Origin of the sequence: Sphingomonas sp. EC-HK361 (assembly GCF_902498785.1) — a bacterium.
In the GTDB taxonomy this organism is placed as follows: domain Bacteria; phylum Pseudomonadota; class Alphaproteobacteria; order Sphingomonadales; family Sphingomonadaceae; genus Sphingomonas.
Window position 1 is genome coordinate 407,058 of the sequence record NZ_LR701494.1, and the last position, 19,590, is coordinate 426,647.

The following is a 19,590-nucleotide window of genomic DNA, read 5'->3' on the forward strand; positions in this document are numbered from 1 at the left end:
CATGGGAGATACCATGACCGACACGCCCCTTGCCGGCCGCCTTGCGCTCGTCACCGGCGCCAGCCGCGGTATCGGCGCCGCGACGGCGATCGCCCTTGGCCGGGCGGGCGCGCACGTCATCCTGACCGCCCGTACCGCCGGCGGGCTGGAAGAGGTCGAGGAAGCGATCCATGCCGCCGGCGGCAGCGCCACCATCGCGCCGCTCGACCTGACCGAGACCGATTCGATAGCGCGGCTGGCCAAGGCGATCGGCGAGCGGTGGAACGCGCTCGACATCCTGGTGCTGAACGCCGCGATGCTCGGCGCGCTCGCCGCGGTGCCGGCGATCGATCCCAAGGAATTCGCCTCCGTCCTGACGCTCAACGTCAGCGCGCAGGCCGCGCTGATCGCCGCGTTCGACCCGATGCTGCGCCGGTCGAAGGATGCGCGGATCATCGGCATCACATCGTCCGTCGGTCGCACGCCGCGCGCCTATTGGGGGCAATATGGTGCCTCCAAGGCGGCATTCGAAACGCTGCTGCTCGCTTATGGCGACGAGATGGAAGAGATCAGCCGCATCCGCGTCGCGATCGTCGATCCCGGCGCCACGCGCACGAAAATGCGCGCGCGCGCCTATCCGGGCGAGGATCCTGCGTCGGTTAAGGACCCGGCGGTGGTGGGCGACCGGATCGCCGCGCTGGCGTCAGAGGGGTTCGCGGCGGGCCATGTCGAACGCGTCGAAGCCTAGCGCTTCACCAGCGTGATCTGCGCCACGTCGATCCCGCCGCCGCGAAAGCCGCCCTCGCAATACATCAGGTAATAGCGCCACAGATCGACGAACCGCGCGTCGAACCGGGCCGGCAGGCGCCCCTTGTCCACGGCAAGATCGAACGCCTCGCGCCAACGCCGGAGCGTCTCCGCATAGTGTAGCCCGAAGCCCGCGCAGTCCTGCCACATCAGGCCATGCGACTCCGCAATCGCGCGGAACCGGGTTTCGGACAGCAGCAGCCCGCCGGGAAAGATGTAGCGCTGGATGAAGTCCACGCCGTCGGCATATTCCGCGAAGATCGCGTCATCGATCGCGATATACTGGATCGCTGCCCGCCCGCCCGGCTTCAGCGCGCGCGCGATGACCGCGACATAATCGTCCCAATATTCGCGGCCGACCGCTTCGACCATCTCGATGCTCACGACCGCGTCGAACTTCCCCGCCACGTCGCGATAATCGGTGATCGCGACCGAAACGCCGGGCAGTGCCTGCGCCTCGACTGCCTCCTTCTGCTCGCGCGACAGCGTGATGCCGTGGACACGCACCCCGGCCGCCGATGCGATCGCCGCGAAGGATCCCCAGCCGCACCCGATCTCTAGGATGGTGTCGCCCGCCTTCGTCTCCGTCCGCGCTAGTACCGCGCGCAGCTTGCGCGTCTGCGCCTGCGTCAACGGCTCCGCCACATCGATCGGCTCGGCAAAGATCGCGGACGAATAGGTGAGACTGTGATCGAGCCATTCGCGGTAGAAATCGTTGCCCAGATCGTAGTGGAACGCGATGTTGCGCCGCGCGCCGGCGCGGCTGTTGCGCCGCAGGCGATGCCACGCGCGCGCGGCCAGTTTGGCGGGACCACCAGCGCGACCGACTCGGCGCAACGTCACCGCGTTGCGCATGAAAAGATCGAACAGCGGCACCGGATCGGGGCAGGTCCAGTCGCCCGCGACCCAACCCTCATACCAGCCGACCGACCCGCTGCTGGCGAGGCGCCAGAGCGCACGCCAGCGCACGACATGAACAATGGCAAGCGGCCCCTCCACCCGGCCGCCGAGCAGCCGCCGCGTCCCGTCGGGCAGCGACGCCTCGATCGCGCCCGCCGCCAGCCCGGAATCGACCCGGTCGAGCATGCGGTGGAATATCGGCGCGACGATGCGCGCGATCCTGCCGCCCGGCTTTTGCCGCTCCTGCCGCGTTTCCCTGTTCATCGCTCCGGCTATCTGCACATTCCGCCGCCCGAGAAAAGGGGATCAGCGCGCCTTTTCGCCAGCCGCCAGCGCACGCTCGCGCCCCTCGCGGTGGCCGATGATCTTGGGTGGGTAGGATCGGGGGCGGCAGGCGGCGCTTTCCGGGTCGTGGATCGCATCACCGCGCACATCGGCGAGTTCGGGGACCCAGGCGCGGATATAGTCGCCCGCATCGAATTTTTCGGACTGGACGAGCGGCGCCATGATCCGCCCGAACATGTTCGAATCGACGCCCGTCCCCGCGACCCATTGCCAGTTGACCGCGTTGTTGCCGTAATCGGCATCGACCAGCGTATCCCAGAACCAGCGCTCGCCCTCGCGCCAGTCGATCAGCAGATGCTTGATGAGGAAAGACGCGGCGATCATCCGGACGCGGTTGTGCATCCAACCCGTCCTCCACAGCTGGCGCATCCCGGCATCGACGATCGGATACCCCGTCTGCCCGCGCTGCCACGCCCTCAGATCGGCTTTCGCCGCCTTACCGCTTCGCCACGGGAGCTTGTCGAACTTCGGCCGTCCGTTCGCGTCGGCATAATCGGGCAGCGCAGTGACGACGCCAGCAGTGAAGTCCCGCCACGCCAGCTCCTTGCGGAACGTCTGCACCCCCTGCCCGCGGCCGCTGATCGAATGCCACACGTGGCGCGGGCTGACTTCGCCGAAATGGAGGTGCGGCGACAGGCGCGATGTGCCCTCGATCGACGGCAGGTTGCGGTCGGTTTCGTAAGAATCCGCGATGGGCGCGAAAGCGGCGACGGCCTTGCGCGCGGCCGCCTCGCCGGGCGTCCATCCGGCAAATCCCTTCGCCCAATCGGGCTTGGTCGGCAGCAAGTCCCAATCACCCAGCCGGTCGGATTTCGGCCAATGTGCCGGCACGTCGATCTTGCGCGGCATGGGCAGCGGCTCGTCGGGCGGCATCTGCAGCGACAGCGCCTTCCAGAAGGACGAATAGACCTTGAACTGTCCACCCGCGCCGGTCGTCACGCTCTCGGTTGGTGCGAGCCGGTTGCCGTCATGCAGGCATAGCGTGTCGCCAAGCGCGTCCTCCGCCTCGCGCCACCACGGTTCGCAGTGCCGCGTCGCGTGGATTCGCGTGGCACCCGTTTCCTTGAGCAGCGCCTTCAGCACACTCGCCGACTTGCCGCGGCGAAGGATCAGCCGCGATTCCCTCGCGCGCAGCGATTCGTCAAAGGCGTTCAGCGTATGGTGCAGCCACCAGCGCTGCGCCCCGCCCATCCGCCAGTCGCCCGGCGTATCGTCGTCGAGGATATAGACGGGAACGACCACCCCTTCGCCCGCGGCAGCTACGAGCGCTGGCTGATCGTGCAGCCGCAGGTCCTGCCGCAGCCAGAGAAGGACGGGTTCGCTCAAATCTCGTGCGGTTGCTTGTCGACCATCCAGGTCTGGCCCTTGGACAGAAGCTTTTGCAGGTCGGGCTGCTTGCCGGCCGAGGCTGCGCGATTCTGCTCGACGACCGCGCTCTCGAAGGTCGGCGCGGGATCGTCGAAAATGACGCCGAGCGCCATCGGGAATGTGCCTGCCGGCATCTCGACGAGCATGTGCGCGAGGCCGCGATTGGTCTGATCATGGACGATCACGTCCGCACCGTCCCAATCCCCATCGATCACATCCACGACCTTCAGGACCAGCCGCTCGCGGTCCATCGTCAGCCCCTTGGTCCCGCCAGCGAAGAGCAGAGGCTTGCCGTGCTCGACCCAAAGCTGGTTACCGGCCGCATTCGCCTTGTCGGTGAAGGGTGCGAACACGTCGTCATTATAGACGATGCAGTTCTGGAAAATCTCGACGAACCCGGTGCCCTTGTGGGCGTAGGCAGCTTTCAGAACCGAGGGCAGGTTCTTGTGAACGTCGATGGCGCGCGCGACGAACCGCGCCTGCGCACCGAGCGCGAACGCGCAAGGGTTGGCGGGGCGATCGACCGAGCCGAACGGGGTCGAGGGGCTGGTCGTGCCGATACGTGAGGTCGGCGAATACTGCCCCTTCGTCAGCCCGTAGATCTCATTGTTGAACAACAGCACCTGGCAATCGAGATTTCGGCGGATGAGGTGCATCGTGTGGTTGCCGCCGATCGACAGCGCGTCGCCGTCGCCGGTGATGATCCATACATCGAGCTCAGGATTGGCGAGCTTCACCCCCGTCGCCACCGCCGGCGCGCGACCGTGGATGGTGTGGAAGCCGTAGGTCTCCATGTAATAGGGGAAGCGCGACGAGCAGCCGATGCCGCTGACGAACACCGTGTTTTCGGGCCGCGCGCCGATTTCCGGCATCGTGCGCTGCACCGCCTTCAAAATGGCATAGTCCCCGCAACCCGGGCACCAGCGGACCTCCTGATCGGTTTCCCAGTCCTTGGGCTTGGTGGCGATTGGCGTCATGTCGTTCATGCGAGCGCCCCTTCAATGGCGGCTTCGATCTCGGCGATGCGGAAGGGTTGGCCGGACACCTTGTTGAGCGGCTTCGCGTCGACAAGATACCGGTCGCGCAGCACCGTCTTGAGCTGGCCGGTGTTCATTTCCGGTACGATGATCTTCTCGTAACCCTTGAGAAGTGCACCGAGATTGCGCGGCATCGGCACGATGTGGCGGATGTGGATGTGGCTGACGTCGAGCCCGCGCTTGCGTGCCCGGCGGACCGCCTGATGGATCGGGCCGAAGGTCGATCCCCAGCCGACGACCGCCAGTCTGCCGCTCGTCTCGCCGAGTTCGACCCCCTGGTCTGGCACCGCGATCCCTGCGACCTTCTCATGCCGGATATCGGTCATCTTCTGGTGGTTCTCGGACCCGTAGTCGATGTTCCCGGTGCCGACCTGCTTCTCGATCCCGCCGATGCGGTGGAGCAGCCCGGGCGTGCCCGGCTTGACCCACGGCCGCGCCAGCTTGTCGTCGCGCGCATAGGCCTTGAAGCCGCCCGCCGGCGCTTCTTCCAGAAACTTGACGCCAAAGGGCTCGAAGCTGCTCGTATCAGGGACTTTCCACGGCTCGGCGGCGTTGGCGATATAGCCATCGGTCAGCACCATCACCGGGGTCATATATTGGGTGGCGATCCGCACCGCCTCGATCGCCACCTCGAACGCATCGGCGGGCGAACGCGCCGCGATCACCGGCATCGGTGCATCGCCGTTGCGACCATAGACCGCCTGATAGAGATCGGATTGCTCGGTCTTGGTGGGAAGCCCCGTCGACGGCCCACCGCGCTGCGAATTGACGATGACCAGCGGAAGCTCGGTCATGATCGCAAGTCCCATCGCTTCGCCCTTCAGCGCGATGCCCGGGCCGGACGACGAGGTGACGCCGAGCTGTCCCGCATAGGAGGCGCCGATCGCCGAGGCGATCGCGGCGATCTCGTCCTCCGCCTGGAAGGTCGTGACCCGGTATTCCTTCAGTCGCGACAGATGATGGAGGATCGCCGATGCCGGGGTGATCGGATAGCCACCGAAGAACATCGGCAGATCGGCGAGTTGAGCGCCCGCAACCAGGCCGAGGCTGATCGCCTCCGCGCCGGTCACCGTGCGGTAGAGCCCCGCCTCGGCCGGCGCCGCGGCGACGGAATGCTGTTTCATCGGCCCCGAAAGTTCGGCCGTCTCGCCATAGGCATGGCCGGCGTTGAGCGCCGCGATGTTCGCCTCCGCCAACACCGGCATCTTGGCGAACTTCGTCTTCAGCCAGTCGATGATCGGCTGCCGGTCGCGATCGAACATCCAGAGCGCGAGGCCCAGCGTCCACATGTTCTTGCAGCGCAACGCTTCCTTGTTGCCGAGCCCGAACGGCTTCACCGCTTCCAGCGTCAGTGCCGACATGTTGAGGCTGAGCAGTTGCCAGCGTCCGAGGCTGTCGTCGGTCAGCGGGTTGGCGGTGTATTTCGCCTTGGCGAGGTTTCGTTCGCCGAACTCGCCTTCGTCGGCGATGATGAGTCCGCCGGGCTTCAGCGCCTCGACATTGGTCTTGAGCGCGGCCGGGTTCATCGCGACGAGAACGTCGGGCGCATCGCCCGCGGTTTCGATCGCGGTCGAGCCGAAGTTGATCTGGAAGGCGGAAACCCCGAACAGCGTGCCCTGCGGCGCGCGGATTTCCGCCGGGAAGTCGGGGAAGGTCGCGAGATCATTGCCGGCGAGCGCGGTCGAGAGGGTGAACTGGCCACCGGTCAGCTGCATGCCGTCGCCAGAGTCTCCGGCGAAGCGCACGACGATCGATTCGGCGGCTGGATGGGACGACGCCTCCTGGGGCGTCACTTCGTGGGCGGCGGTCGCCATTACTGCACTGTTCCTGCGGACATCGTTGTCAGACGCTCTAGGCAAGGCCTGCGTGCCAGCCCAAGCGAGATGAACCATCAGCCCTACAACTCCAGCTTCACGCCGTCACCCCTAAGCGTAAGGCGCGCGCATCCGCGAAGCATCGGCCGAGCGTCAGGATCGCGCCGACATGGCGTTTTGCGATGGCGAGCGCGTCGTCGCCATAGCCGCCGCCAACGGTGCTCGCGAGCGGGATGCCGCGATCGATCGCAAGGCGTGCGACGAGCCGTTCGCGCGCAGTCAGGCCCTCGAGTGAGAGCGCAAGCCGGCCGAGCCGGTCGTCCATGAAGGGATCGACCCCCGCCTGATACAGGATGAGTTCGGGCCGGTGCGTATCGAGGAACGGCGCCAGCGTGCGCTCCAGCGTTTCAAGATACGCCACGTCACGTGTCGCGTCGGGCAATGGCACATCCAGCGTCGAGCGCGCCTTGCGGGCCGGAAAATTCTTTTCCGCATGGATGGAATAGGTGGCGATACCTGGATGCCCCGCGGTCAGCGCGGCGCTACCGTCGCCCTGGTGCACATCGCAATCGACGATCGCGACGCGATTCAGCGTGCCCTCCCCGACCAACCGCAGCGCGGCAATCGCGAGATCGTTGAAGACGCAGAAGCCCGCACCGGTATCGGCAAGCGCGTGATGGCTCCCACCCGCAGTGTTCGCCGCATAGCCGCGTTCCAGCGCAAGCTGCGCAGCCAGATACGTCCCGCCGGGCACAACAGCTGCGCGCGCCGCGACCGCCCGAGTCACGGGAAACCCGATCCGGCGTATCTTGGCCGCAGGCACGCGGCACTCCAGCACTTCTGCGACATAGGCGGGATCGTGCGCTTCCTCGATCCAGCGCGCCGACATGGGCAGCGGCTCGTGCCAGTCGATCGCCGCGCCTTCCGCCAGCAGCAGATCGCGGATCAGGCCGTTCTTGTTCCAGCGATAGGTCGATCGCGCCGGCGCTTCGGCGACATAGTCGGGATGGTGGACGACCGCGATCATCGCGCTAAGTTAGGCAGACGAACGCAGCGCCGCCAGCGCCGGCGCAAGGAGAGCGACATGGCCGACATGGAAATCGAAGTGACGCTGGAAGAGCGACCCGCGCCCGATAGGCCCTATGTCCGCCCGGACGTCGAAGCCTTCCTCAACTACGTCAATTCGGTGCCCGGGCCTAAGATGCACGAACTGCCGCCAGAGGGCGCGCGCGCGATCTACCATGCGATGAAGGACATCGCCGACCCGCCGGTAGGCGAACTGGCGACGATCGCGGATTTCCGCGTGTCCGGCTCCGGTGGCGATATTCCCGTGCGGCTCTTCGATCCCCGTCCCTCGCGCGAGCCCGGGCCGGTCGTCGTCTTCTTCCACGGCGGCGGGTTCGTGATCGGCAATATCGAGACGCATGCGAGCTTCTGCGCGGAAATGGCGCGCCAGCTCGATCTGCCGGTCGTGTCGGTCGACTACCGTCTGGCGCCCGAGGCGAAGTGGCCGGCGGCCCCTGACGATTGCGAAGCCGCCGCACGCTGGGTCGCGGGGAATCCTGCGGAGCTCGGCCGCACCGCGACCGGTCTCGTCCTGTGCGGCGACAGCGCAGGCGGAACGCTGACCATCACCACCGCGATGGCGCTGCGCGACTCGCCCGCTGCCGTTCCCGTGCTCGTGCAGGCGCCGATCTATCCCGCCGCCGACATGGCACGCGACGACTACCCGTCCTTCGCCGCCTTCGCGGACGGCTATGTCCTGACCCGCGACGGCATGATCTGGTTCGGCGAACATTACGGCGCGGACATGAGCGACTATCGCGGATCGCCGATGACCGGCGACCTGACCGGCCTGCCGCCTGCGGTCGTCATCACCGCCAGCCTCGATCCCATCCGCGATCAGGGCCGCGCCTATGCCGCAGCGCTGATCGAAGCCGGCATCCCCGTGACCTACCGCGAGGCGGTCGGCAACATCCACGGCTTCATCACCATCCGTCAGGGCATTCCGTCGTCGCAGGGCGACGTCGCGGGGTATCTGGCGCAGGTGAAGGCAGCGATCGTCGAAGCGGAGGCGCAGCGGGTCATGGCGCAGGCGGCTGGCTGAGTCACGATGACCGACCTGCCTTACCGTCCCTGTGCCGGGGTGATGTTGCTCAACCGGGACGGACGCGTCTTCGTCGGCCAGCGGATCGATTCGACGCTGGAAGCGTGGCAGATGCCGCAGGGCGGGATCGAGCCGGGCGAGGACGCGCGCGACACCGCGATCCGCGAACTCGGCGAAGAAACCGGTATCCCCGCGCATTTGGTCGAGCTGATCGCCGAGGCGCCTGAGGAACTTCTCTACGATTTGCCGCCGGAACTCGTCGGCAAGCTGTGGAAGGGCCGATATCGCGGTCAGCGCCAGCGCTGGTTCCTCTTCCGTTTCACCGGGGAGGACCGCGACGTCGACATCCAGACCGCGCATCCCGAATTCCGCGCGTGGCGGTGGGCCGATCCTCGCGATCTCCCGCATATGATCGTGCCGTTCAAACGCGCACTATACGAGCAGGTTCTGGCGGCGTTCGACCCGTATCTCTCCCCCGCCGCGTCGTAACGCCGCGCGGACTCGTTCCGTCGCGTTAACGGTTTCAATCTTCTTTATCCGACGTTACGGAAGCGGTCGTGCGCAGGCTGCTCCCCCTCCTCATCGCCCCGCTGCTGATCGCTGCCGATGATCCGCCGCTGATTCCACCCCCGATCCGCGCGATGCTCGATGCGGCGCTGTCGTCCGGGAATGAGAGCGAGGTTTCGACGATCGTCAAATATGCGCGCTCCGCGGACCCGGCGAGCGGCGACGCGGTGCAGAAGATCGCCGACACATGGCTCGCCGAGCGTCAGCGCGCACGCAACGAGCGGATCGAGGAAGCAGGACCGCTCGAGCTGTGGCGCGGGCGGGCGGAACTTGGCGGCTACGTCACCACCGGCAATTCCGACACGTTCGGTTTTACCGGAGTCATCGACGTGACTCGCGAGGGCCTGCAATGGCGCCACAAGCTGCTGCTGCAGACCGACTATCAGGAATCGCTCGGCATCAAGACCCGGGAGCACTACCTCGCCTCCTACGAGCCCAACTACAAGATCGACGCGCGACGCTACGTCTACGGCGCGGCGCAGTTCGAGAGCGACCGGTTTCTGGGCTACACCGATCGCTATTCGGCGTCGGTCGGTGCCGGGTATAGCGCGATCCAGAAACCGGCGCTGAAACTCGATCTGGAATTGGGGCCGGCGTACCGGAGCACCGCTTTCACCGACGGGACGGTGCAGAGCAGTCTCGCGACGCGCGGGACGATGGCGCTCGCCTGGAAGCTGACCAACGGGCTGACCTTCAACCAGAACGCGTCGGCCTATCTCCAGCGCTACAACAGCACGGTCAGCAGCACGAGTGCGCTTGCAGCGAAGCTGATCGGACCGCTCTCCGCGCAATTGTCCTATAACGTTCAGTATGAAAGCGAGCCGCCGATCGGGCGGGTCGGCACCGACACGATCGGGCGCGCGTCGATCGTCTACAGCTTCTGACTGGCGGGGTGGCGCGACGCGCCGCTTTCAGGCTAACAGCGGCGCCATGGCGGGTTTATCGAGGGTAGAGCAGGAGGTCATCGGCGGGCTTTCGCACGACGCGATGCTGGCGCGGACGCGGGCCTGGTCGGCGGTCAACAGCGGGACGGGCAATGTCGCCGGTCTCGCGCAAGTCGCCGGGATGCTCGCAGACGCGTTCTCGGTGCTCCCCGGCGAGCTCCGCCTTGTCGAACCCTCGCATGCCGAGCGTATCGGCGTTGACGGGCGCGTCAGCGACATCGCCAATGGCCGGCATCTGCACCTGTCCGTCCGCCCCGAGGCGCCGATCCGCATGCTCTTCACCGGCCATATGGACACGGTCTATCCCCCCGATCATTCATTTCAGACGCTGGCCGATCTCGACGACGGAACCCTCGGCGGCCCCGGCGTGGCGGATATGAAAGGCGGGCTGTCGGTGATGCTCGGCGCGCTGGAGACGATTGAGGCCTCCGGTGCTCCGCCCAAGCTCGGCTACGACATCGTCGTCAATTCCGATGAGGAAACCGGCTCCTTCTCGTCCGCGGCGCTGCTCGCCGAGGTTGCGGCGGGCAAGGTCGCCGCGCTCACCTACGAGCCGGCGCTCGCCGATGGCACCCTCGCCGGCGCGCGGGGTGGCACCGGCAATTTCTCGATCGTCGTCACCGGCCGCAGCGCCCATGCCGGGCGGAATCCGGAAGAAGGCCGTAACGCAGTCGTCGCTGCGGCGGAGATCGCGGTTCGGCTCGCGGCGGAAGGCGGCCCCGCGCTCGCGGTGAACCCGGCGAAGATCGACGGTGGCGGGCCGAACAATGTCGTCCCCGACAGTGCCGTGCTCCGCATCAATTTCCGCCCGAAGGCCGCCGCCGAAATCGAGCGCGCACGCGCCGCGATCGATCGGATCACGCGCGAGGTCGCCGCCGCGCGCGACGTCGGCGTCCATGTCCATGGCAGCTTCAATCGCCCGCCCAAGCCGATCGATCCCGGCGCCGGAAAACTCTTCGCGCTGGTCAAGGATGCGGGCGCCGATCTTGGCCTGTCGATCGCGTGGCGCGATACCGGCGGGGTTTGCGACGGCAACAACATCGCGGCCTGCGGCGTCCCCGTCGTCGATACGATGGGCGTGCGCGGCGGCGCGATCCATTCTCCGCAGGAATTCATGATCCCCGAAAGCCTGGTCGAGCGCGCCGCGCTGTCGGCCGTAACCATTTTGCGCATTGCCGAAAGAGGTCGCCCGTGAGCTTCGTCATCCGCCCCGCCACTGATGACGATCTGGGTCCACTCTACGAAATGGCCAAGCTGACTGGCGGCGGGTTCACCAATCTGCCGCCCGATCGCAAGGCGCTGCAGGCGAAGCTCGATCGCAGCCAGGACGCGTTCGAAAGCGATCACGCCGCACCGCGCGACGAGTTGTTCGTGCTGATGCTCGAAAACACCGAAACGCGCGAGGTCCGCGGCACCTGCCAGATCTTCACCCAGATCGGCCAGACGCATCCGTTCTACAGCTACAGAATCGGCACGCTGACCCAGCACAGCCGAGAACTCGACCGCACTTTCCGCGCCGAGATGCTGGCGCTCGCGACCGACCTGGAAGGATCGAGCGAGGTCGGCGGGCTGTTCCTGCATCCCGGCGAGCGCGCCGGAGGCCTCGGCCTGCTGCTCGCGCGCGCGCGCTACCTCTTCATCCGTGCCAACCGCCCGCGCTTCGCCGACCGCATCCTCGCGGAACTGCGCGGGATCATCGACGAAGGCGGCGGGTCGCCCTTCTGGGACGGGCTGGCCGGCCGCTTCTTCGGGATGAATTTCCAGGACGCTGACCGGTTCAACGCGATCAATGGCCACCAGTTCATTGCAGATCTCATGCCCAAGCACCCGATCTACACCGCGATGCTTTCCGAAAGCGCGCGCGCGGCGATCGGCCTGCCCCATCCTTCCGGCCGCGCGGCGATGCGAATGCTGGAAAATGAAGGCTTTGCATTCGAAAACTACATCGACATCTTCGATGGCGGACCGACCATGACCGCGCGAACCGACCATGTCCGCACGATCCGGAATGCGCGCGACGCGCGGGTCGAGGCGATCGACCGCGACGGCGGCGTCGACTCGCTCGTCGCCAGCGGCCGGCTGAAGGATTTTCGCGCAACCTTTGGCAAGGTCCGCGAGGTCGGCGACCGCGCCGTCCTCGACGCCGAAGCCGCCCGTGCGCTCGGCGTGCGGGAAGATGCGACGATCACCTACGTGCCGCGCAGTTGATGCTGCGCGAGATCAACTTCGACGGGATCGTCGGGCCGAGCCACAATTATGCCGGTCTCAGCCCCGGCAATCTCGCCGCCACGCGCAACGCAGGTGCCGTATCGCATCCGCGCGCCGCCGCGCTGCAAGGGATCGCCAAGATGCGTGCGAACCTCGCGCTCGGGCTGACTCAGGGCATACTTCTCCCTCATCCGCGCCCCGATCACCGCTGGCTTGGCGCGTTGGCGACGAACTACGCCGCGGCACCCGCGCATCTGCAGGCGCAGGCGATGTCGGCGTCCGCCATGTGGGCCGCCAATGCCGCGACGGTCTCGCCCGCGCCCGATACCCGCGATGGACGCTGCCACCTGACCGTCGCCAATCTCGTGACGATGCCGCATCGCAGCCATGAGGCGTCGGCGACTCTCGCGCAACTTGCGCTCGCCTTTGCGAACCCGGCGTTCGTCGTTCATCCACCCGTTCCCGCGCCGTTCGGGGACGAGGGCGCGGCGAACCACATGCGGCTCTGCGCCGATCACGCCAGCCCGGGCATCGAGGTCTTCGTCTACGGTGTCAGCGGCGGCCCCTTTCCCGCCCGTCAGCACCGCGAGGCAAGCGAGGCGATCGTGCGGGCCCACGGGCTCGATCCGGCGCGCACGCTCTTCGTCCAGCAATCGGAGGAGGCGATCGCTGCCGGCGCCTTCCACAACGACGTCGTCGCGGTCGCGAACGAGCGCACGCTCTTCGCGCATGAGCTGGCCTTTGCCGACAAGGACCGCGTCTACGCCGATCTGCGCGCGCTGATGCCCGAGGTGGAAATCGTCGAGGTTCCGGCAAGCGCGGTCAGCCTGGCGGACGCGATCGGATCCTATCTCTTCAACGCGCAGCTCGTCAGCCCGCCAGGTGGTGAGCAAGCGCTGATCGTTCCCGGCGAATCGCGTGACAATCCCGCGGTCTGGGCCTGGTTGCAGAGCCATATCGCAGGCAACGGTCCGATCCGGGCCGTCGAGGTCGTCGATGTGCGCGAATCGATGGCCAATGGTGGCGGCCCCGCATGTCTGCGCCTGCGTGTGGTCGCCGATCCCGCGACCGTGGACCCGCGCTTCCTCGTCGACGATGGGAAGCTCGACCGGATCGCGGACGTCATCCGCTGCCATTGGCCGGAGACCATCGACGCCGCAGCGATAAGCGAAACGGCACTGGTCAATCAGATCGAGCGCGCGCGCGCGGCGCTTCTCGGATGCCTCGATCTTGTCGGGTTAATTGACAGTTAACCACTGGCGTTAACGCGCAAATGGCGGATTTCTGCGGTTGGCGCGGGCTTTGCTTAACGATTGGCATGTGGACCCGAATCAGCCGCTTGTTCGTCATCAAGACCAAGTTCGAAGCGTTCGCCGTCATCTACGGCCTCGGCACCGGTGCGGTGGAGCGCGGGGTTCATTATCTCCACCAATATCCCGGCTTCAGCGGCAAGATGCTGTTCGCGGTCTGCCCGATCGCGGTGTTCATGGCGGGCGCCCGAATCCTCGATTCGCTGGAACGCGAAAACGCGTGATAAACACGAAAAACGGGGCCGGATCATCGCTGATCCAGCCCCGTCCGAATTCTTGGCGCGCCCGGAACGATTCGAACGTCCGACCCTCAGATTCGTAGGGCGATAAAGCGCCTTCCAGCTACGTCCCAGAACGTCTCTTTCTGGTGCAGATACAACAACTTGTATGTTCCGGACGTTCCCTGTATGTTCTAGGGTATCGCGACCCATTTGTTACCTAAGGTAACAGCATGGCGGCCGGAACGAACCAGGATCATAGCTATGCCCAGCAAAGCTGTAGGTCTCACGGATGCCAAGATCCGAGGCCTCACCCCGCCAGCTTCCGGCCAAGTGGAGCTACTGGATCAACTCGTCAGCGGACTCCGCGTTCGCGTTGGCGCCTCCGGCGGCAAAACCTTCATTCTGCGCAAGCGCGTTGGAGGCTCTGTTCGGAACGTTACCTTAGGTCGCTTCTCGGATGCGTTCACGCTAGCAGACGCACGTAAGAAGGCTCGATCGTTGCTGATCGATCTTGAGTCCGGAAAGGGACTGCCTCAGCCGGCGACTAGCACTGGTGGCGCAGTTGGACGCCTCTCCTTTTCCGTTCTCTGGACTCAGTACATAGAACGCGCCGTTCGCGGAAAAAAGAAGAGTGCTTTTGAGATCGAACGCATCGGGAAGAAGTTCATCCTCCCTCGGTTTGGCGATCGGCTTGCCGACACGATCACCCGCTCGGAGGTGACCGCGCTGGTCGAGGACATCACCTACCGAGACGCGAACAACCCCACGCCAAGAGCGGGGTTGGGAGTGCACCAACAGCTGAGCTCTTTCTTCACTTGGGCCATGCCGAAGCTGGAAAAGCTACCAGCCAATCCCTGTCGCGATGCCGGCCGCCCTCCCCTCCCGAAGGCTCGGGATCGCTTTCTCTCAGATGCCGAAATCCGCGTTTTTTGGCAGGCATGTAACGCCATGGGCTGGCCGTTCGGCCCTGGCTTCAAGCTGCTCCTCTTAACCGGTCAACGTCGCGGAGAGGTGTTCGACGCAGCCCGTTCCGAGTTTGACGGCGCCACCTGGGTCATCCCAGCCGCTCGAGCAAAGAACGGCAAAGCTCATATCGTGCCGCTTACGACAGCCGCCAAGGCATTGATCGAGGATCTTCCGGTGATGGATGGCTCGAGCAAGCTCTTTCCCGTCGCAGGTAATCCCGACGCTTCGGTCAACGGCTTCAGCAAAGGGCATCCGCGCCTCCTCCGGGAGATGGCCAAGATCATGAAGGTAGACGCGGTGGATCACTTCATCCTGCACGATCTGCGACGTACGGTCGCAACAGGCATGCAGCGCCTAGGAGTACCGATGCCCGTTACCGAAGCCGTGCTGAACCACATCAGCGGCTCCCGATCAGGTATCGCCGGCGTCTACCAACGCTACGATTACCAGCGGGAGAAACGAGAGGCACTGGAGAGCTGGACTGGCGAGCTCGAACGGATTGTAGGCGGGATAACGCCGACCTTACCTTGACGACACTGTACTTGAAGCGGCGGACCGCCAGTCGTCGAGGTGTCGAACGATAGCATAGATTATGTAAAATCGCGAGGCTGTTTCTTCGTAAGTGGGGTCCGCCAGACCGCAGCAAGCTGCGTACTCGACGCGATTGGCTCGAGCGCTCGAGGCCGTGCGATAAACTCGAGAACCGCGAAAGCGCACTACGGTTCGACCGCGAGACTCGCCGCAGAGAGCTAATCAGGCCGCCGGGATTGCGCGGCCATTTAGGATGTGATTTCGAAATGAGGGGACGAGCACCGGACGATACTGCCGGCAACATGCTTGGCCGGTGGAGCGGCGTGGCAAGAGGACCTTCGACGCGGAAGAGCGGGACACATGACGATGATCGATCTTGACACACTGCGGCGTGAAATCCGCGCGCTCGACTTTGTGCGAGGCAGTCTCGCCGAGGATGCGATGTGGCGCGAGGACGACAAGGATGCCCGCGCTAATCTCGAGATCGAGGGCATGGCGCTGACGCCTGGCGATGAGGCGCTATTCGACCTGATGCGCGACGAACGTGTGCCCCCTGCCCTCTGTTCGCAAATTCTCCTCAGGCTGTTCGGCCATCCCGATGCCGATTCAGCGCTGGCCATCACGCCCACCGACGCGACCAGCTGACGCCGACACGAATCGAGCCGGTTTAGGATGCTGATCGGGGGGATAGTCCTGATGGCGAGCGGTAGCTGGTTCAAGGGAGATCTTCGGCGTCGGCAAGGTCGTAATCGACGTGCGGTTCCTGCTCACCGGCCTGATCCTGTCTGCGACATAACCGAAGCTGGAATGGTCGTCGAAAGCACGAAGATCGGCAGGTCGACCCTACCGATGGCCAGCAGCTCAGCCTAGAAATCCCAATCTTCGTGCTTTCGACGACCATTGGTGTGCCACGTGGCACATCCATCTTTCGAGGAGACTTGTCCGAAGAGGAGACAGCCCCTATCAGGTCAGGACATGCGGCATCCACTGGATTGTCCGTTTCCCGCGTAGGGAACTAGCACCGGGGCCGCCCTACAAGGCGGCCCTCGGTTTTCCTGACCAGCCTGTTCCTTCAGATGCAGTAGGATGCGTGCAACATGGTCGTCCCCGCTGTTGCCTTTGGCATCAGGGGGCGGCCTTCGTAGTGCTGTTCGTGGGTCTTGCGACCTGGCGGCCCCTACCGCCGAAATCAGCCGATCGCCTTGAACACATCGTCAACGAAGCTACCCCGCTCAACTTTTCCGTTCAGCTTGCGGATCATCACATCGGGATTGTCGCTCTCGAGCCAATAGAGCGGCACGTTCTTCTTCACTGAAAGCCGGACGCCGGCCTTCGCCAATCGCTCTGTCACTCGCTCGAGCGCTTGGGTGCTGGCTTTTACACTGTGCTGGACTAACGCTTCGGAAGGCGCAGGCGCTCTCACCGTTACGCTGCCGAACCGCGTTTTACTGGTTTTCACCTTCTTAGCGCCGGGCTGAATGATGCTATCGGTCATCGTCATATCCTGCACACGCAGCTGAGTTAGATTGTCCATTCAAACATAACGCCTGTGGCGTCTTACGGTTAGGGCCGGCCTCTGAATCGCCGACGATAGCGACGAACTGCGCGCAAGGCTCTCGGCATCGGGAGCTGATCCTATTTGCTTATGTGCACTGCAGCCTCTCCGCGCCTGGATGCTAACTCTGTGGGGCCGTCGCGACGCTCGATAGATCGATCATCGGATCGATTGGCACCCCGGATTCCTTGCGCTCGGAATAGCGGTCGACGAGCTGGGCGGCGTGCGGGCGCAGCAGCACCGTGAACCGCACCAGCTCCTCCATCACATCGACGATCCGGTCATAATAGCTGGACGGCTTCATCCGCCCGGCGTCATCGAACTCGTTGAACGACTTGGCGACGCTCGACTGATTCGGGATGGTCACCATCCGCATCCAGCGGCCCAGCACGCGCAATGTGTTGACGCTGTTGAACGACTGCGATCCGGCCGACACCTGCATGACCGCGAGCGTTCGCCCCTGCGTCGGGCGCATCCCGCCCATCGACAGCGGCAAATGGTCGATCTGCAACTTCATGATGCCGGTGATCTGACCGTGGCGTTCCGGGCTGCACCACACCTGACCCTCCGACCATAAAGACAGCTCGCGCAGGTCGTGGACGGCCGGATGGTCATCGCCGGCATGTTGGTCGGGCAGCGGCAGGGTCGACGGATCGAAGATGCGTGTCTCGCAGCCGAAGAACCGGAGCAGGCGCGCCGCTTCCTCGACGCACAGCCGGGAGAAGGACCGTTCGCGCAGCGAACCATAGAGCAGGAGGATACGCGGTGCGGGATCGAGCGGGCCAAGCCCCAGCGCCGGCCGCTGGATGGCATAGGCAGGATCGAGCGCCGGCAGGGTATCGGGATCGGCAAGCGTGCGGAGCGGCATCAAGAGGCTTTCAGTATCGTCATGCTCCGCGTGGGCCGAGCAGGATGACGCAGGTTCCGACGAGACAGAGGGCTGCACCGCCTACGTCCCAGCGATCGGGCCGGACGCCCCCGACGCCCCATAGCCAGAGCAGCGAGGCGCAGATGTAAATGCCGCCATAGGCGGCATATGCCCGGCCTGCGGCTTCACTGTCCACGCGGGTCAGCAGCCATGCGAACAGGATCAGCGAGGCGATACCGGGTGCCAGCCACACCGGCGACTTTCCCATGCGAAGCCACGTCCAGAAGGCGAAGCATCCGGCGATCTCCGCGAGCGCCGCGCCAATGTAGATCAGTGCCGTCATCCGATCATGATCCTCACTGCGAGAGCCGCGAGCGTGACGAGCAGCACCGGCACGGTAAGGGTGACGCCAACCCGGAAGTAGTAGCCCCATCCGATCCGCACGCCCTTCTGCCCGAGAACGTGGAGCCACAGCAGCGTCGCGAGCGACCCGATCGGCGTCAGCTTGGGGCCGAGATCGCAGCCGATCACATTGGCGTAGATCATCGCTTCCCTGATCGCGCCCGTGGCGTGGGTGGCGTCGATCGACAGCGCGCCCACCAGCACGGTCGGCATGTTGTTCATCACCGACGACAGGACGGCCGCGATGACGCCCGTGCCCAGCGCCGCGCCCCACACGCCGCCTTGCGCGGTGCGATCGAGCAGCGCCGCCAGATGGTCGGTCAGGCCGGCGTTCCGCAGGCCGTAGACGACCAGGTACATGCCGAGCGAAAAGATCACGACCTGCCAGGGCGCGCCGCGGAGCACCTTGGCCGTTGGGATCACATGGCCCCGCCCCGCGATCACTAGCAACAGGATCGCGCCGGCCGCGGCCACGGCGCTGACCGGCACGCCGAGCGGTTCGAGCAGGAAGAAGCCGGCGAGCAGCAGTGCAAGAACGATCCAGCCCGCACGGAACGTCGCGGCATCGCGGATCGCGTCACGCGGCGCGCGCAGTGCCCCCACGTCATAGTCCGCCGGTATGTCGCGCCGGAAGAACAGCAACAGCGCGCCCAGCGTGGCGGCAATCGACACCAGATCGACCGGCACCATCACGGCGGCATATTCGCCGAACCCGATCTTGAAGAAGTCGGCCGACACGATGTTGACGAGGTTTGACACGACCAGCGGCAGGCTGGCGGTGTCGGCGATGAACCCCGCCGCCATGACGAACGCCAGCGTCGCCTTGTCCCTGAACCCCAGCGCCCGCAGCATGGCGATGACAATCGGCGTCAGGATCAGCGCCGCACCGTCGTTTGCGAACAGCGCGGACACCGCCGCTCCGAGCAGCACGATCAGGACGAACAGCCGGCGACCGTGCCCCCGGCCCCAGCGGGCGACATGGAGCGCCGCCCATTCGAAGAACCCGGCTTCATCGAGCAGCAGGCTGATGACGATGATCGCGACGAACGCGGCTGTCGCGTTCCAGACGATGCCCCATACCACCGGCACGTCGGACAGCGTGACGACGCCCGCAAGCAGCGCGACGACAGCCCCGCCCATCGCGCTCCATCCGATCCCGAGACCCCTGGGTTGCCAGATGACAAGCGCGATCGTGGCGACGAAGATCAGGACGGCAAGGAGCATCAGGCGACGCGCTGGCCCGAGGCATCGACCACCTGTTCGCCGTCTTCTTTGGCGAACGCGCCGAGCTGGTCTCTCGGCAGCAGGTCGAGGACGGCTTCGGACGGCCGGCACAGCTTCACGCCGAGCGGTGAGACGACCAGCGGCCGGTTGATGAGGATGGGATGCGCCATCATCGCATCCACCAGAGCCTCGTCGGGCAGCGACGTGTCTTCTAGGCTCAGCTCCGCATAGGGCGTCCCCTTTTCGCGCAGCAGCTCGCGGGGCGTCATGCCGGCGCGGTCGATCAGCTCGACCAGCATCGCGCGAGCGGGCGGGGTCTTCAGATACTCCACCACATGCGGCTCGATGCCGGCATTGCGGATCATCGCCAGCGTGTTGCGCGACGTGCCGCACTCGGGGTTGTGGTAAATGACGATATCGACGGCCACGGGGCGTCC

At 65.4% G+C, this 19,590-nt stretch carries 20 protein-coding genes; 10 read left to right on the top strand and 10 right to left on the bottom strand.

Features of this window, described 5'->3' with window-relative positions; translation table 11 throughout:
• Positions 1-13: 13 nt before the first annotated feature.
• Positions 14-727, top strand: a complete 714-nt coding sequence (locus tag BOS5A_RS09145) for an SDR family NAD(P)-dependent oxidoreductase (RefSeq protein WP_151954898.1) — start codon at positions 14-16, stop codon at positions 725-727.
• Here the strand turns inward: BOS5A_RS09145 and BOS5A_RS09150 are convergent.
• The 5 genes from BOS5A_RS09150 to BOS5A_RS09170 all read right to left on the bottom strand — a co-directional run bounded on the left by BOS5A_RS09150 (position 724) and on the right by BOS5A_RS09170 (position 7,277).
• The gene (locus tag BOS5A_RS09150) at positions 724-1,950 is read right to left on the bottom strand and encodes an SAM-dependent methyltransferase (RefSeq protein WP_234419285.1); all 1,227 of its coding nucleotides are present in this window, start codon (positions 1,948-1,950) and stop codon (positions 724-726) included. The genes BOS5A_RS09145 and BOS5A_RS09150 overlap by 4 nt on opposite strands.
• Before the next feature lie 42 nt (positions 1,951-1,992).
• Positions 1,993-3,357 carry a cryptochrome/photolyase family protein gene (locus tag BOS5A_RS09155; RefSeq protein WP_151954899.1) on the bottom strand — a complete coding sequence of 455 codons (1,365 nt, stop codon included), beginning with the start codon at positions 3,355-3,357 and terminating at the stop codon, positions 1,993-1,995.
• Entirely contained in the window at positions 3,354-4,385 is a 1,032-nt protein-coding gene (locus BOS5A_RS09160) for a 2-oxoacid:ferredoxin oxidoreductase subunit beta (RefSeq protein WP_151954900.1), read from the bottom strand. Before BOS5A_RS09160 ends, BOS5A_RS09155 begins: the two co-directional genes overlap by 4 nt.
• Positions 4,382-6,250, bottom strand: a complete 1,869-nt coding sequence (locus BOS5A_RS09165; protein WP_151954901.1) for a 2-oxoacid:acceptor oxidoreductase subunit alpha — start codon at positions 6,248-6,250, stop codon at positions 4,382-4,384. Before BOS5A_RS09165 ends, BOS5A_RS09160 begins: the two co-directional genes overlap by 4 nt.
• Positions 6,251-6,347: 97 nt before the next feature.
• Positions 6,348-7,277 carry a histone deacetylase family protein gene (locus tag BOS5A_RS09170; protein WP_151954902.1) on the bottom strand — a complete coding sequence of 310 codons (930 nt, stop codon included), beginning with the start codon at positions 7,275-7,277 and terminating at the stop codon, positions 6,348-6,350.
• 66 nt (positions 7,278-7,343) lie between these two features.
• On the opposite strand from BOS5A_RS09170, the gene BOS5A_RS09175 reads away from it, so the two are divergent.
• The 9 genes from BOS5A_RS09175 to BOS5A_RS09215 all read left to right on the top strand — a co-directional run bounded on the left by BOS5A_RS09175 (position 7,344) and on the right by BOS5A_RS09215 (position 15,749).
• On the top strand, positions 7,344-8,357 hold the full coding sequence (locus tag BOS5A_RS09175; RefSeq protein ID WP_151955929.1) for an alpha/beta hydrolase: 1,014 nt from the start codon (positions 7,344-7,346) through the stop codon (positions 8,355-8,357).
• Between the two features lie 6 nt (positions 8,358-8,363).
• Positions 8,364-8,846: an RNA pyrophosphohydrolase gene (locus BOS5A_RS09180; RefSeq protein WP_151954903.1), complete on the top strand. Its 483-nt coding sequence runs from the start codon at positions 8,364-8,366 to the stop codon at positions 8,844-8,846.
• Positions 8,847-8,914: 68 nt separating this feature from the next.
• Positions 8,915-9,808, top strand: a complete 894-nt coding sequence (locus tag BOS5A_RS09185; protein WP_325058539.1) for a DUF481 domain-containing protein — start codon at positions 8,915-8,917, stop codon at positions 9,806-9,808.
• A 46-nt stretch (positions 9,809-9,854) separates the two neighbouring features.
• Entirely contained in the window at positions 9,855-11,063 is a 1,209-nt protein-coding gene (locus tag BOS5A_RS09190) for a hydrolase (RefSeq protein ID WP_151954904.1), read from the top strand.
• A complete protein-coding gene (locus BOS5A_RS09195; protein WP_151954905.1) occupies positions 11,060-12,076 on the top strand; it encodes an arginine N-succinyltransferase in 1,017 nt (338 codons plus the stop codon). Before BOS5A_RS09190 ends, BOS5A_RS09195 begins: the two co-directional genes overlap by 4 nt.
• The gene (locus tag BOS5A_RS09200; RefSeq protein WP_151954906.1) at positions 12,076-13,329 is read left to right on the top strand and encodes an N-succinylarginine dihydrolase; all 1,254 of its coding nucleotides are present in this window, start codon (positions 12,076-12,078) and stop codon (positions 13,327-13,329) included. Before BOS5A_RS09195 ends, BOS5A_RS09200 begins: the two co-directional genes overlap by 1 nt.
• Before the next feature lie 65 nt (positions 13,330-13,394).
• Entirely contained in the window at positions 13,395-13,610 is a 216-nt protein-coding gene (locus BOS5A_RS09205) for a hypothetical protein (RefSeq protein ID WP_151954907.1), read from the top strand.
• Positions 13,611-13,868: 258 nt separating this feature from the next.
• Complete coding sequence (locus BOS5A_RS09210) at positions 13,869-15,104, top strand: tyrosine-type recombinase/integrase (protein ID WP_151954908.1); 1,236 nt, start codon at positions 13,869-13,871, stop codon at positions 15,102-15,104.
• Positions 15,105-15,464: 360 nt separating this feature from the next.
• Positions 15,465-15,749, top strand: coding sequence for a hypothetical protein (locus BOS5A_RS09215; RefSeq protein WP_151954909.1), 285 nt, complete (start codon positions 15,465-15,467; stop codon positions 15,747-15,749).
• A gap of 544 nt (positions 15,750-16,293) precedes the next feature.
• On the opposite strand, the gene BOS5A_RS09220 is transcribed toward BOS5A_RS09215, so the two are convergent.
• From BOS5A_RS09220 to arsC, 5 genes are all read right to left on the bottom strand, one after another.
• Positions 16,294-16,599 (bottom strand): hypothetical protein, encoded by a 306-nt coding sequence (locus BOS5A_RS09220; protein ID WP_151954910.1) that lies wholly within the window; start codon positions 16,597-16,599, stop codon positions 16,294-16,296.
• Between the two features lie 181 nt (positions 16,600-16,780).
• Positions 16,781-17,527, bottom strand: a complete 747-nt coding sequence (arsH, locus tag BOS5A_RS09225) for an arsenical resistance protein ArsH (RefSeq protein ID WP_151954911.1) — start codon at positions 17,525-17,527, stop codon at positions 16,781-16,783.
• 19 nt (positions 17,528-17,546) lie between these two features.
• A complete protein-coding gene (locus BOS5A_RS09230) occupies positions 17,547-17,870 on the bottom strand; it encodes a YnfA family protein (RefSeq protein WP_151954912.1) in 324 nt (107 codons plus the stop codon).
• The gene (locus tag BOS5A_RS09235; RefSeq protein WP_151954913.1) at positions 17,867-19,153 is read right to left on the bottom strand and encodes an arsenic transporter; all 1,287 of its coding nucleotides are present in this window, start codon (positions 19,151-19,153) and stop codon (positions 17,867-17,869) included. Before BOS5A_RS09235 ends, BOS5A_RS09230 begins: the two co-directional genes overlap by 4 nt.
• The gene (gene arsC, locus BOS5A_RS09240; protein ID WP_151954914.1) at positions 19,153-19,581 is read right to left on the bottom strand and encodes an arsenate reductase (glutaredoxin); all 429 of its coding nucleotides are present in this window, start codon (positions 19,579-19,581) and stop codon (positions 19,153-19,155) included. The genes BOS5A_RS09235 and arsC overlap by 1 nt, the downstream gene beginning before the upstream one ends.
• Positions 19,582-19,590 lie beyond the last annotated feature (9 nt).